The organism is Shewanella cyperi (genome assembly GCF_017354985.1).
GTDB lineage: Bacteria > Pseudomonadota > Gammaproteobacteria > Enterobacterales > Shewanellaceae > Shewanella > Shewanella cyperi.
The window spans coordinates 3339830-3352671 of sequence record NZ_CP071501.1; the positions used below are offsets into that span (position 1 = coordinate 3339830).

Here is a 12842-nt window from a genome sequence, read left to right on the forward strand (position 1 = left end):
TGGGGCCATAGTCGTGGCCCCTTTCACATTTTCGCGCTTCAAAGGATGTGTTGCAGCAAAAGCTAATGTAAAACAGAGCTTTTACCACACCGAGAAACGCATTTATGAACAGGGGCAGTCTCACTTCCAAGATCCTCGGCCTTATGCTGACCCTGATCCTGCTTTCTTCCGGATTGGCCCTGTTTGCCATCGCCAATCTGTCCTACAGCCTGGGGGATGCCAGAGCGGTGAACGCCTCCGGCTCATTGCGGATGCAGAGTTACCGGCTGATGCTTTACACCCACGCGGGCAAGGAGCAGCTGCAAGCCAAAATCCAGGAGTTTGAGGCCACGCTCAACTCAGATGCGCTCAAACGCTCTCATGACTGGACCAGTCCGGAGCGCTTGCGGCAGCAATATTTGCTGGTTCAGAACAAATGGCAACATATGAAGCAGCTGGCCATGGCCGAAGATTCCGGGCGCTATGGGGCTCTGTTGCAGGATTTTGTCGACACCATAGATCTGCTGGTGCTGGAAACCGAACTCCACGCCGCCTTCAAACTGAAACTGCTGGCCGCCAGCCAGGCCATGGGCTTGGGACTGATGCTGCTGGTGGCCTTTTTCGCGGTGCGCTATACCCGTCGCAAGGTGGTGGTACCGCTGCAGCAACTGATGCACTCGGCCAACACCATAGCCAAAGGCAATTTCGATGTGCAGTTGCCCGAAACCGAATACCTGGAGCTGCAGGCGCTGACCCACGCCCTCGACAGCACGGCCAAAGAGCTGTCGGCACTCTATGGCGATCTTGAACATCAGGTACAGGAAAAAACCCGTGCCCTCAGCCGTGCCAACGGCGAACTGGCCCTGCTGTATGACACCCTGGTGATGCTCCACGGCAAACAACCGGATTATCGGGCCCTCAAGCCCGCCCTCGACAAGCTCAAGCAATTTGAAGCCATGCAATACCTGCGGCTGTGTATCAGTCATGGGGACGAGCAACAGGAAATCATCACTGCCGATGGTGGTTGGCCCGAAGAGGCCCTGGCGCAATATCACATTCCGCTGACATTCGAAGGCAGCGTCCTCGGCAAACTGGAGTGTATTTCTGCCCGCCCTTGCAATGGCCCTCTGCTGGAAAACTTTGCCCTGATCCTGGCCCGTAGCCTGCTGCTATACCAGGCGTCGGAACAGAAGCAGCAACTGGCTTTGATGGAAGAGCGCGGCGTGATAGCCCGCGAACTGCACGATTCACTGGGACAGGTGCTTTCGTACCTGAAAATCCAACTCAATTTGCTGCGCAAGGGCCTGGATGATTGCTGCCTGAGCCCCCAGGTAGAACAGCAACTGAGCGAGATCAACGAAGGGGTCAGCGCCGCCTATGTGCAACTGCGGGAGCTCTTGTCCACCTTCCGCCTGACCATCAAGGAACCCAATCTGCAACATGCGCTCGAGGCCATGCTGGAACAACTGCGTAACCAGACAAGCTGTGAAATAGTGCTCGACTACGGGCTGGAGCAACAACTGCTGGGCGCCAATCAACATATCCACATACTGCAGCTGACCCGTGAGGCCACACTCAATGCCATCAAGCATGCCCAGGCCAAACGCATAGAAATTTGCTGCTGTAAAAATGATGCCGGCTTGATTAACATCAGCATCAGTGACGATGGCATAGGCATCAATCATTTACGGGAAAGGGACAATCACTTTGGCATTGGCATAATGCAGGAGCGAGCCGCCAAGCTCAGCGGTCGCCTGAATTTCTCCGGCAATGCCGCCGGTGGTGCCACTGTATCCCTGACCCTTCCCCCTCATCAGGAGACAAACCATGGGTAAACCCTATTCAGTGCTGGTGGTCGACGACCATCCACTGCTGCGCAGAGGCATCTGCCAATTAATCAATTCAGATCCTGACTTCACCCTCCTGGGTGAGGCCGGCAGCGGGATTGAGGCCCTGAATATGGTGGGCGACAATGAACCCGACATCATACTGCTGGATTTGAACATGAAGGGGATGTCGGGACTCGATACCCTCAGCGGCCTGCGCCAGGAAGGAGTGACCGCCCGGGTAGTAATTTTGACAGTGTCCGATGCCAAGGCCGATGTGATCCGACTGCTGAGGGCCGGCGCAGACGGTTATTTGCTGAAAGATACCGAACCGGATTTATTGCTGGAAAAACTGAAACATGCCATGCAGGGCCACAGGGTGATCAGCGAAGCAGTCGAGGCCTACCAACTGGAGCTCAAGCAGGCCGCCGATGAGGACGAGTGGATCAACTCACTGACGCCACGGGAAATGCAAATCCTCACCCAGCTGGCCGAGGGCCTGAGCAACCGCACCATTTCCGAGCAGCTGCATATCAGCGAAGGGACGGTTAAGGTCCACGTCAAAAACCTGCTGCGCAAGGCCAACGCCAAGTCCCGCACCGAAATGGCGGTGCGTTACCTCAACCGTTAATGGCAGGGTGACAGCCGCGGGCATGGCTCAGCGGCTGTCATTAACAAAAAGCTGCCAGCTTTCAAGGGCATGTTGAAAGTCTTCCAGGCCGCAGCTGGCCTCGGATTCACTGTCATACATGGACATGCCTTCGTCCAGCTCATCCAGACTGTCGTAGCCCAGCACATTGGCAAAGATCCTCGCCTGCTCGGCATCGAGCTCCAGGGTAAAATCGCGACCAATCTGACGCCACTCTCCATGCCCAGCAGCCTGCAGCTGGGCCACCTTGGCCAGCAATCGGGTGCAACCGTCACTGTCTTCCCCCAGTTCCTCGCAAAACCAGCGCCCCATGACCTCATGTTCCATGCTGAAATTGGCAAACAGGCTGCCATCGAGACTGTTGCGGCGAAACTCAAACTCCATCGTCTGTTCCTGAAAAGCAAAAAATATCTTCCAGCAATTTTATCCCAAATCCGCAGGACTTGCTTCCGGGACTGACAAGTGCCGGCTCACAGGCTTGAGCTTGGGACAGGCCCTAAGGTAAGTTAGCGTTATCACAACCGAATTTGGAACGGCTTATGCGCAAAGGATTTATCTATTGCCTGCTGCTCAGCGGCGAGCGTGCCGGCAGTTTGCTCAGCTTTGAGGAGCTGCAGGCCTGGACGCCGGAGCAAGGGCTGCTGTGGGTTCACCTCAATTACGAGGAAACCCATGCCCGCGAATGGCTCTACGGTCAAACCTTGCCAAGGTTGGAAATCGATGCCCTCTTGACCCGGGACACCCGCCCAAGGGCCATAGTGACCGAACAGGGCATGCTGCTGGCGCTGCGGGGCGTCAACCTCAATCCAGATGCGGATCCCGAAGACATGGTGGCACTGCGTCTGCTGGCCAGCGAAACGCGCATCATCAGTACCAGTCGCCGCAGCCTGCATTCGGTAAAAGAACTGGCCGACAAAATCATGTTGCGCCAGGGCCCAAAAACCACCGGCGAGTTTATCCTGGAGATCTGCGATCGCCTGACCCTGCGCAAAACGGAGTTCATCGCCAAGCTTGATGACAAGATGGATGAACTGGAAGAGCTGTTGGTCAGCGGCGGCAAGCAAGACCTGCGCAGCGACATCGCCGAACTCAGGCGCCAAACCGTGGCACTGCGCCGTTATCTGGCCCCCCAAAGGGAAGCCTTTGCGGCCATGCAGACCGACGAAGACACCTTGCTCAATCACCATGAGCAGATGCGGCTGCGGGAGATCCGTGACCGCCTGGTGCGGGCCATAGAAGATCTGGAAGCGATAAGGGACAGGGCCAACGTCACCCAGGAAGAACTGCTGAGCCGCCAATCGGAGGAACTCAACCAGAGGTTATATTTCCTGTCACTGGTGACAGCAGTATTTCTGCCACTGGGTTTTCTCACCGGTCTATTGGGGGTCAATATCGGCGGTATTCCCGGAGCCAACACCGACTGGGCTTTTGCCGCCTTCTGCGGCCTGCTGATACTCCTGGTCGCCGTGCAACTGCTGCTGTTCTACCGCAAACGCTGGCTTTGATTGAATAAATTGCCTACCTATTATCAGCCGGCCACCGCTGGGGATTCAGGTATCTGTTGTCTAAAGGCGCAGAAAAACGAACGATATCTGCCGAGCAGACACAACTCCGGTTGCTATTGCGACACCAACAACAAGTGCGACACCAGCAAAAAGGCCGTACCTGTAGCGGCACGGCCTTTTGGAGCAGGGTTAAGCGCGGCTTAAATAAGCTTAAATAAACAGGTCGCGGATGTTTCTCAAATCGCCCTTGCCGTTGGCAATCTCATCCGGGGTCAGTCCTGATACTTCGTGTGGGAACACCAGCCAGTCTTCGGAGGAGTGAATATAGTAATCAGGCTTCAAGGGCACAGCGGTATTCTTGGGCTTGTAGTAAGGACAAGCGATGCGTACGTCCCTTGGCATGTTAAGTCGCATCAGCTGACTCAGTTTTTCCTTGAGCGCATGGATTGAGCGGCCGGAGTCGAACACGTCATCGACAATCAGCAGGCCGTCGTCGGCATTGGCGTTTTCCACTATGTAGTGCAGACCATGGACCTTGATTTCCTTGCTCTGTTTGTCTGTGCCTATGCCGTAATAGGAAGAAGTGCGCACGGCTATGTGGTCCGTTTCCACCTGTTTGAAGTCAAAATACTCCTGCACGGCTATGCCTATGGGGGCACCGCCACGCCAGATACCCACGATAAATTGTGGCCGGAAACCACTTTCATAGACCTGGGCTGCCAAACGGAAGGAATCCTCCAGCAGCTGCTGCGCGGTAATATAGTATTTATCTGACATACAAGTGCCCCATCATCTCTGTGTTATTGCTTTGTATTTATTGCGCTGTCTTTGACATTGACCACACAGTGCCAATGCCGGACCAGCCGCCGGGATTTGGGGCGGCATTCTAGCGCATTATGGTCCCATTTGCTGCGCTGCGGTGGTCAGATCCTGCGCCAGCGCAAAAAAAAATCCACCCGCAGGTGGATTTTTCTATCTTCCCCACGTTATCAGGTTTCGCTCACCGGAACTATGGCGTGGCTGCCGGCCAGAGTCATGGCACTGTAGCCCCTGTCCTCGGCCTCGGTGAAATCACTGTCCAATATGCTGCTGACGAAGTGCCAATCGCTGCGCACCGCATCCTGGGTAAAGGTCAGGGTCATGAAACCGCGATCCTTGAGGTTGGCATATTTGAGATCCTCCACCAGCCCCACCACGGCCGCTTCGGTGGCCGGGATCTGCTCTGTGGGCAGATTGAGGTAATACTCAAGCCCCGGTGAAGACACCGAACTGGTGGCAAACTCCACCCCCACCACGTCACCATTGACGTCGCGCAGCTCGTTGGCCCAGGCATTGTGGGTATCACCGGCGATCACCACCAGGTTATGATCTTTCGACTTGGCGGTTCCGAGGATCACCTCGCGCTCATAGGCATAGCCATCCCAGGCATCCAGGTTATAGGGGATGGAGGGCAGTTTCAGCAGCGCCACCACTTCCGGGGTCAGCTTGTACTGGTTGGCCACCAGATAGGTCAGCTCATTCTGGGTCAGGGTCGGATCGTTGGCCTGGGCACGGGCTGCCAACTGAGCCAGGGCAGCCAGCTCGGCAAACTGGGGAATACTCAGTTGCTGGGTGGCGATGGCCGCCGGCAGCAGCATCTTGCCCATCAGCACCTGTTGTCCCAGCACCTGCCACTTGCCGGTGGCGGACAGCAGGGTGCCCTGCAGCCACAGCAGTTGCAGCGCACCCAACATGGTACGGTCAGTGGCGGTCACATCGGCCATAAAGGCTTCGCCGTCAAAGGCACCAGTGTTGGGATCCAGATAGGTGTTGAAGTCCAGCTGCTGGTCACGGCCCAGCAGACGGGTATCAAGCATGTGCAGATCCACCAGATCGCCAAAGCTGAAGCTGCGGTAGATCTCCTCATGGTTGCCTTCGCGCCAGGGGCGGATCGGCAGCCACTCGAAATAGGCCTGCATGGCGGCCTGTTTGCGGGCGCTGAAGTCGCCCTCCCCCTCATTGTGATTTTCCGCCCCTTCGCGCCAGGCGTCGTTGCATACCTCGTGGTCATCCCAGACGGTGATAAAGGGCACCATGGCATGCAGCTTTTGCAGGCTGGCATCGCCGCGGTACTGGGCGTAACGGGTGCGGTAATCGCCAAGGGAAACCAGTTCGTGTGCCGGCAACACTTCACGGCCCAGCTCTGCCGCATGTTCGCTGGCGTAGCCGCCGCGCTCGTATTCGTAGATGTAATCCCCCAGGTGCACCAGGGCGTCGAGATCCTGCTGCTCGGTCAGGAGTTCATACACGTTGAAGTAACCGGCGGGGAAATTGGCACAGCTGACCACGGCCAGCTTGACCTGGCTGACGGCCCCCTCCGGCAGGGTGCGGGTCTTGCCTGTCAAAGAGGTAACACTGCCGCTCTTGAAGCGGAAGAAATACGCCGTGCCCGCCGTCAGGCCCATAGCATCTACCTTGACCGTGTAATCCCTGTCGGCATTGGTAACTGTGCTGCCGTTGGTCACTATGTCCTTGAAGTCGGCGTCGGTGGCCACTTCCCAGGACACTCGCACATCGGCGTCGGTTTCCGGGGTGACCCTGGTCCAGAGGATCACCGCATCATGGGCGGGATCGCCGCTGGCAATGCCATGGTTAAAGGCAACGGCAACCGCAGGCGTATCGTCATCGCTGCTGGAGCAGCCCATCAGGCCATAGGAAAGTACCGCGGCACCCACCCCTTTGGCCGACATGGCCAGGAAGTCACGACGTGAAAAAGACCGTTTCATTATTATTATTCCCTTGAGTTTATTGCAGTTTAAGTGGTATGAGGTCTAATGAGTCAAAATGTTGAAACATTAATATTACATAAGAGTGACAACTTGATAAGTGCTAATTTAAATAACTTAAAAACAAGCGCTTATACAGGATGCTATACTGAGTTGGCGCCAAATTGCCGAGTTTAGCCCCCCGAGTTAAGGAGCCCCAAATGCAGGTCAAGGACATAATGACAGCCAACCCAATTTGCATCAGCGATGGCGCCAGCCTCAGGGATGCCCACCTGCTGATGCAAAGCCGTGGCGTGCGCCATCTGCCGGTCATCGCCGAAAGTGATGGCCGTTATCGCGGCGTGCTCACCCACAAGAAGATGATTGCCAGCGTGGTCGGCATGCTAAATCGCTATGGTGCCGGGGCTCTCGACCGCAAGGAACGCTTTACCCCCATAGCCGAGGTGATGGAAGTTCCCGGCCAGCATCTGGGCACGGATGAGCCCCTGACAGTGGTGGTGGATTACTTTATCGACAATAAATCCGGCTGTTTGCCAGTGCTGGATGCCGACATGCGGGTGATAGGCATAGTGACCTCGTCGGACTTTGTGAAGCTCGCCAAGCGCTTGCTGCAACAGCAGGGTTAACACTAGGGCTTGGTCGGTCTTTCTGCTGCGTTAGTGCTCGTTTATGTAGAATAGAAAACCGACCGAGCTGCTTCCCCCCCTGAAACGTCAACAAGTCTTAAGCTATTATCAAAATATTTTTGAAATAAAACCGGGCCTGGACCCGGTTTTTTTTAGCGCAGCCAAAGCTACAATGCCGCCATTGCCGTACCTTCACAGAGGATCAAAAATGCAGGATTTAAGCTCGCTGGTAAAAAAACGCCGCACCACCAAAGCCTTTGACCCCAAGCGCAAGATTGCCGCCGACAAGATAGAGCACATCAAAACCCTGTTGCAGTTTGCCCCCTCCTCAACCAACTCCCAGCCCTGGCACTTTGTGCTGGCACAAACCGAGGCGGGCAAGGCCACTATCGCCAAGGCCACGGAGCAGTTTGCCTTCAACACCGCCAAGATAATGAACGCCTCCCACGTGCTGGTGCTGTGCACCAAACAACAGATGGACGAGGAACACCTGCACCAGGTGCTGAACCAGGAACAGGCCGATGGCCGCTTTGCCGGTGAAGAAGCCAAGCAAAACCAGCACAATGGCCGCTCCTTCTTCGTCAACATGCACAGGTATGAGCTCAAGGACGCCCAACATTGGATGGAAAAGCAGGTGTATCTGGCCCTCGGCACCCTGCTGCTGGGCGCCTCGGCGCTGGACATAGACGCCTGCCCAATAGAAGGCTTCGATGCCACAGTGCTCAACCGTGAGCTGGGGTTGAGGGACAAGGGTTTCACCGCCTCTGTGATTGTGGCCCTGGGCTATCGCAGCGAGGAAGACTTCAACGCCGCCCTGCCGAAATCCCGCCTGCCGCAAGCGCAGATCTTCAGCCAGATCTGAGCCACTTATCCAGGTTACAATGGGCCCGGGCTGTTATGCCCGCGGCCCCAATTAGCGTCCGCAATTCATAAAAGATTGGAATTTGTCATCCCCAAAGCCTGTGGCATAGTGACCGATAACCTTATTCAGGATGAATCGTGCCCATGTTGCTCGCCCCCACAGTGCCACAACTTGAAAACGCCAACACGGACGTCCCCGCCGCCAAGGGTGACAACCCTCTCATTTGGCCGCTGCTGAGTCTGCTGCAAGCCTCGGTACAAAGCTGGAAGGTGCATCATCTGGCCAGCGAACTCCAGTCCCGCGGCCTGATGCAACACCTGGATGACAATCCGGAAAAAGACCTGTTCAAACGCAATTTCCTGTTGATGAATGCCCTGTTCGAGCTGCAGGAGATGCTGCTGCCACGGCAGTGGTTACAGGTGCAGGCCATGGACATTCGCCTGCTGCGCCTGCCGCCGGCCGATGCCCAGCTGCAACTGGCCCAGGATGCGGCCCTGCGCAGCTATTACCTGGACTGGGGCAACTACGACACCTGCGCCAACGTGGTGCGGGAAATGTTGGAAGCCTTCTGGAGCCGCTACCAGGACTACATAGGCCTGGGGCACAGTGACATGCACAGGGCCCAGGCCCTGCGCATCTTCGAGCTGGATGAAGAAGCCTGCGAGCGGGATATCCGCCGCCAATGGCGCCGCCTGGCCTTTATGTGGCATCCGGATCGCCCAGAGGGTGAAGCGGCCCGCTTCAGGCAAATCTGCGAGGCCTGGCAGGTGTTGCGGCAACGCTGAGGCGGCGGGCCGATTTTCAAAGCCGGGCCTATAATTAAGCCTCTATCCCCACCCAAGGTAATCAATCATGGACAGAGCCTTTATTATCACTGGCTTGGCTTACGCCATCCTCGGCATGTGTCTTGGCATAGTGATGGCCGCCAGCAATGACCACGGTCAGCTGGTAACCCATGCCCACATCATGCTGGCCGGTTTTGTGGTGTCCTTCCTTTATGGCCTGTGCCACAAGCTGTGGCTCAATAACCTGTGCAACTTGCTAGCCAAGGTGCAATTCGGCGCCCATCAGGCCGGTATGGTGCTGATGGCAGTGGGCCTGTTCCTGCTGTACGGCAAATATGTGGCTCCCGAGACCATAGAGCCTGTGCTTATCCTCTCGTCCCTGCTGGTGCTGACCGGCATGGTGCTGATGGCCGTGATGTTTATCCGCACCCCGGCCAAGGCCACCTGAGAGTTTTGGGTCAGAGACTCAGCTCGCCGAACTTGCCCTGCTGCTTTTCTTGCTAACAGCCGCGGATGGTCTGCTGGATTTCCGCCTGGTTGTTCATCACAAAGGGGCCCATCTGTACTATGGCCTCCCTGATGGGATTGCCGCCAAACAGCGGCACCCCGGCCAGAGCCTGAAAGCATCCAAGGTCAAAGCCCCTCAGAGGCTCTGCTCGCCGAACTTGCCCTGCTGGTAGTCGCGGATGGCCTGCTGGATTTCCGCCTGGGTGTTCATCACAAAGGGGCCCATGTGCACTATGGCCTCCCTTATGGGATTGCCGCCAAACAGCAGCACTCCAGCCCCCTGGTCCCCAGCGATAAACTCGCTTTCCGCAGGCTCCAGCTGCAAGTATTCACCGGCGAAATAGCTGCGGCCCTGACTGTCTTTAAGCTCACCGCTGTGGATATAGACCCCGGCAAAACCGAAACCGCTAAAGTCCACCTTTGCCCGGCCTTGTGGTTCCAGGCTGAGATCTGCGACGGCGCCATCGGCCGCCAGCCCCTGGATCAGCCCGTCAACCTTTTCCCCCTCAAATTGCCATTGGCCGCCCAAAGGATACAGGCTGGCACCGCGGCCATTGTCGTGACGGGGTTTGGCCATGGCGCTGCTGTCCTGATAGCGGGCCGGACGCATCTTGTCTTTAGCGGGCATGTTGAGCCAGATCTGGAAGCCGTGCAGGCCTTCTTTGGCATCGGCCAAGGGCATTTCCGAGTGAATGACGCCCGAGCCGGTGCTCATCCACTGCACATCACCGGCCCGGATGGCACGCACATTGCCCATGTGGTCACGGTGCTCAAAGCCACCCTTGCGGATATAGGTGAAGGTCTCGATGCCGCGGTGCGGGTGGGGCGGGAAACCGCCGATATAGTCACTGCTGTCGTCGGATTTGATTTCATCGACCATGAGGAAGGGGTCGAGCTGCAGCCGCTCGAAGTCGGCCACCCGACGGATGTTGACGCCATCGCCGTCCATGGCCGGACGGGCGAATAAACGATGTTTGATTTGCATACTCACCTCCTGGGAATTGGGAGCAGCATACACCCGACTTTGGCGAAAGAATATTGCAAAATAGCGCAATATTCTTTCGATTTAAGCGAAGTGTCAGTCGGGCTTGAACACACCTATCACGGCGCCGGAGGCCTGTTTGGCGACCTGCGCTTCCGCCTGTTGCTCGCGATAATCGCACTCGACACACTCGACGGTTTCAACCCCATGGTCCTTGAACAGCACTATGCTGTCCTTGGCACCGCACTTGGGACACTTGGCCCCGGCGACAAATCGTTTCTTGGTTATGCTCATCTTGCTCGGTCCTGAAGGATACTGACGCTATTGTGCCACAGAAGCGCCCCCCGGTGGCAATGGCGCCGCCCTTGCTGGATGCGCGGGGCGAACTTGGTTATCATGCAACCCTTTGCACGCACCCAATAACGGAAGTCCATGATCACCATCTCCCAGGCGGAACTCATCCGCGGCAGCAAGACCCTGCTGGAAGACGCCAACCTCACCATTTATCCGGGCCACAAGGTGGGCCTGGTGGGCGCCAACGGCACCGGCAAGTCTTCCCTGCTGGCGCTGATCCAGGGCAAGCTGTCACTGGACAAGGGTGACATCAGCGTCCCCCGGGAATGGCGCCTGGCCTCTGTGGCCCAGGAGACGCCGGCGCTGGAAATCTCGGCTCTCGAGTATGTGCTCGACGGTGACCAGGAATTCCGCGAACTGGAGCAGGCCCTGGCCCAAGCCGAGCACAGCAATGACGGCCACGCCATCGCCGAGCTGCACGGCAAGCTCGATGCCATAGGCGGTTACAGCATCCGTGCCCGCGCCGGTGCCCTGCTGGCGGGTCTGGGTTTCTCCGAGGCCCAACAAGGCGCCAGCGTCAAACACTTCTCCGGTGGCTGGCGTATGCGACTCAACCTGGCCCAGGCCCTGCTGTGCCGCTCAGATCTGCTGCTGCTCGACGAACCCACCAACCACCTCGACCTCGACACCACCTTCTGGCTCGAGGACTGGATCAAGAGCTATCCCGGCACCTTGGTGCTCATCAGCCACGACCGCGACTTTATCGACGCCCTGGTGGACGAAATAGTCCACGTGGAAAACCAAAAGCTGAATTTCTACAAGGGCAACTACAGCACCTTCGAGCGCACCCGCGCCGAGCGCATGGCCCAGCAACAGGTGGCCTTTGAGCGTCAGCAGCGGGAAAAGGCCCATATGCAGTCCTTCGTAGACCGCTTCCGCTACAAGGCCAGCAAGGCCAAGCAGGCCCAGAGCCGTTTGAAGGCGCTGGAAAAAATGGCCGAGTTGCTGCCGGCCAAGGCCGACAACCCGTTCCAGATGGAATTTCGCGAACCCACAGCCCTGCCAAGCCCGCTGGTGAAGATGGAAAACGTCGCTGTGGGCTACCCAGGCAAACAGATACTCGGCAAGGTGCATCTGAACCTGGTGCCCGGCGCCCGCATCGGCCTGCTGGGCCGCAACGGTGCCGGTAAGTCGACCCTGATCAAACTGCTGTCCGGTGAACTGGCGCCCATGACCGGCCTGTACGAGCCCAACCCCGGGCTGCACATAGGCTATTTTGCCCAGCATCAGCTGGAATACCTGCATCTGGACGACAGCCCACTGATGCACCTGCAACGGCTGGCACCGGATGCCCGCGAGCAGGAGCTGCGGGACTTCCTCGGTGGCTTCGGCTTCCGCGGTGATATGGCACTGGAGCCCGTGGGTCCCTTCTCCGGCGGTGAAAAGGCCCGCCTGGTGCTGGCCCTGCTGGTGTGGCAACGCCCCAACCTGCTGCTGCTCGACGAACCCACCAACCACCTGGATCTGGAAATGCGCCACGCCCTGACCATGGCGTTGCAAACCTTCGAGGGCGCCATGGTGATAGTGTCGCACGACAGGCACCTGCTGCGACTGACCTGCAGCGACTACTATCTGGTGGACGATGGCCAGGTGCAAAGCTTCGATGGCGATCTGGACGATTACCATCAGTGGTTGCTGGATGCCGCCCGCGCCGCCAACGCCAAGGCCGCCGAGGCCGGCGATAAACCGGCCCAGGACAAGAAGGCCCAGAAGCGTTTGGAAGCCGAGTTGAGGCAAAAGCTGTCACCGCTGAAAAAACAGCAGGCCAAGCTGGAAACCGAGCAGGCCAAGCTCACAGAGCGGCTGGCGGAGATTGAAAACCGCCTGGCGGATACCGGCCTGTACGAGGCCGCCAACAAGGCGGAGCTGACGGCAATACTGGCCGAACGTACCGATCTCAGCCAGCGCCAGGAAGACAGCGAGCTGCAATGGCTGGAATTGCAGGAGCAAATCGATGCCATGGAGCAACAGGTGCTGGAGGCCTGAGCAGGATGGCTCATCA

The 12842-nt window shown here is 57.6% G+C and carries 13 protein-coding genes and 1 pseudogene; 8 read left to right on the top strand and 6 right to left on the bottom strand.

Going from position 1 to position 12842, the window contains the following annotated elements:
• Nucleotides 1-104 precede the first annotated feature (104 nt).
• Nucleotides 105-1814: a nitrate/nitrite two-component system sensor histidine kinase NarQ gene (gene narQ, locus JYB84_RS14740; RefSeq protein ID WP_207320783.1), complete on the top strand. Its 1710-nt coding sequence runs from the start codon at nt 105-107 to the stop codon at nt 1812-1814.
• Nucleotides 1807-2436: a response regulator gene (locus JYB84_RS14745; RefSeq protein ID WP_207320784.1), complete on the top strand. Its 630-nt coding sequence runs from the start codon at nt 1807-1809 to the stop codon at nt 2434-2436. Before narQ ends, JYB84_RS14745 begins: the two co-directional genes overlap by 8 nt.
• Nucleotides 2437-2463: 27 nt before the next feature.
• On the opposite strand, the gene JYB84_RS14750 is transcribed toward JYB84_RS14745, so the two are convergent.
• Complete coding sequence (locus tag JYB84_RS14750; protein WP_207320785.1) at nt 2464-2838, bottom strand: YacL family protein; 375 nt, start codon at nt 2836-2838, stop codon at nt 2464-2466.
• Between the two features lie 155 nt (nt 2839-2993).
• Between JYB84_RS14750 and JYB84_RS14755 the strand changes: the two genes are divergently transcribed.
• The gene (locus tag JYB84_RS14755; protein ID WP_207320786.1) at nt 2994-3959 is read left to right on the top strand and encodes a zinc transporter ZntB; all 966 of its coding nucleotides are present in this window, start codon (nt 2994-2996) and stop codon (nt 3957-3959) included.
• Nucleotides 3960-4169: 210 nt separating this feature from the next.
• Here JYB84_RS14755 and JYB84_RS14760 read toward each other — a convergent pair whose 3' ends face one another.
• On the bottom strand, nt 4170-4736 hold the full coding sequence (locus JYB84_RS14760) for a phosphoribosyltransferase (RefSeq protein ID WP_207320787.1): 567 nt from the start codon (nt 4734-4736) through the stop codon (nt 4170-4172).
• Nucleotides 4737-4948: 212 nt separating this feature from the next.
• Entirely contained in the window at nt 4949-6724 is a 1776-nt protein-coding gene (locus tag JYB84_RS14765) for an alkaline phosphatase D family protein (protein ID WP_207320788.1), read from the bottom strand.
• 200 nt (nt 6725-6924) lie between these two features.
• Here JYB84_RS14765 and JYB84_RS14770 point away from each other — a divergent pair, with 200 nt between their 5' ends.
• From JYB84_RS14770 to JYB84_RS14785, 4 genes are all read left to right on the top strand, one after another.
• A complete protein-coding gene (locus tag JYB84_RS14770) occupies nt 6925-7350 on the top strand; it encodes a CBS domain-containing protein (protein WP_207320789.1) in 426 nt (141 codons plus the stop codon).
• Between the two features lie 208 nt (nt 7351-7558).
• Complete coding sequence (gene nfsB, locus JYB84_RS14775; RefSeq protein WP_207320790.1) at nt 7559-8212, top strand: oxygen-insensitive NAD(P)H nitroreductase; 654 nt, start codon at nt 7559-7561, stop codon at nt 8210-8212.
• A 143-nt stretch (nt 8213-8355) separates the two neighbouring features.
• A complete protein-coding gene (locus JYB84_RS14780) occupies nt 8356-8997 on the top strand; it encodes a DNA-J related domain-containing protein (RefSeq protein ID WP_207323251.1) in 642 nt (213 codons plus the stop codon).
• A gap of 67 nt (nt 8998-9064) precedes the next feature.
• Nucleotides 9065-9445, top strand: coding sequence for a TonB-dependent receptor (locus tag JYB84_RS14785; protein WP_207320791.1), 381 nt, complete (start codon nt 9065-9067; stop codon nt 9443-9445).
• Nucleotides 9446-9497: 52 nt separating this feature from the next.
• Here the strand turns inward: JYB84_RS14785 and JYB84_RS14790 are convergent.
• The 3 genes and pseudogenes from JYB84_RS14790 to JYB84_RS14800 form a co-directional block, all read right to left on the bottom strand.
• Nucleotides 9498-9608 (bottom strand): annotated as a pseudogene (locus JYB84_RS14790) (pirin-like C-terminal cupin domain-containing protein); the annotation flags it as partial.
• A gap of 32 nt (nt 9609-9640) precedes the next feature.
• Entirely contained in the window at nt 9641-10489 is an 849-nt protein-coding gene (locus JYB84_RS14795) for a pirin family protein (protein WP_207320792.1), read from the bottom strand.
• Between the two features lie 93 nt (nt 10490-10582).
• Nucleotides 10583-10780, bottom strand: coding sequence for a YheV family putative zinc ribbon protein (locus JYB84_RS14800; protein WP_207320793.1), 198 nt, complete (start codon nt 10778-10780; stop codon nt 10583-10585).
• Nucleotides 10781-10918: 138 nt separating this feature from the next.
• Between JYB84_RS14800 and JYB84_RS14805 the strand changes: the two genes are divergently transcribed.
• Nucleotides 10919-12826 (top strand): ABC transporter ATP-binding protein, encoded by a 1908-nt coding sequence (locus JYB84_RS14805; RefSeq protein ID WP_207320794.1) that lies wholly within the window; start codon nt 10919-10921, stop codon nt 12824-12826.
• Nucleotides 12827-12842 lie beyond the last annotated feature (16 nt).

What these genes read in the sequence shown, in the direction of transcription:
- narQ (WP_207320783.1), top strand. Translation starts at nt 105, where the DNA reads ATGAACAGGGGCAGTCTCACTTCCAAGATCCTCGGCCTTATGCTGACC.
- JYB84_RS14745 (WP_207320784.1), top strand. Translation starts at nt 1,807, where the DNA reads ATGGGTAAACCCTATTCAGTGCTGGTGGTCGACGACCATCCACTGCTG.
- JYB84_RS14750 (WP_207320785.1), bottom strand. Translation starts at nt 2,838, where the DNA reads ATGGAGTTTGAGTTTCGCCGCAACAGTCTCGATGGCAGCCTGTTTGCC.
- JYB84_RS14755 (WP_207320786.1), top strand. Translation starts at nt 2,994, where the DNA reads ATGCGCAAAGGATTTATCTATTGCCTGCTGCTCAGCGGCGAGCGTGCC.
- JYB84_RS14760 (WP_207320787.1), bottom strand. Translation starts at nt 4,736, where the DNA reads ATGTCAGATAAATACTATATTACCGCGCAGCAGCTGCTGGAGGATTCC.
- JYB84_RS14765 (WP_207320788.1), bottom strand. Translation starts at nt 6,724, where the DNA reads ATGAAACGGTCTTTTTCACGTCGTGACTTCCTGGCCATGTCGGCCAAA.
- JYB84_RS14770 (WP_207320789.1), top strand. Translation starts at nt 6,925, where the DNA reads ATGCAGGTCAAGGACATAATGACAGCCAACCCAATTTGCATCAGCGAT.
- nfsB (WP_207320790.1), top strand. Translation starts at nt 7,559, where the DNA reads ATGCAGGATTTAAGCTCGCTGGTAAAAAAACGCCGCACCACCAAAGCC.
- JYB84_RS14780 (WP_207323251.1), top strand. Translation starts at nt 8,356, where the DNA reads ATGTTGCTCGCCCCCACAGTGCCACAACTTGAAAACGCCAACACGGAC.
- JYB84_RS14785 (WP_207320791.1), top strand. Translation starts at nt 9,065, where the DNA reads ATGGACAGAGCCTTTATTATCACTGGCTTGGCTTACGCCATCCTCGGC.
- JYB84_RS14795 (WP_207320792.1), bottom strand. Translation starts at nt 10,489, where the DNA reads ATGCAAATCAAACATCGTTTATTCGCCCGTCCGGCCATGGACGGCGAT.
- JYB84_RS14800 (WP_207320793.1), bottom strand. Translation starts at nt 10,780, where the DNA reads ATGAGCATAACCAAGAAACGATTTGTCGCCGGGGCCAAGTGTCCCAAG.
- JYB84_RS14805 (WP_207320794.1), top strand. Translation starts at nt 10,919, where the DNA reads ATGATCACCATCTCCCAGGCGGAACTCATCCGCGGCAGCAAGACCCTG.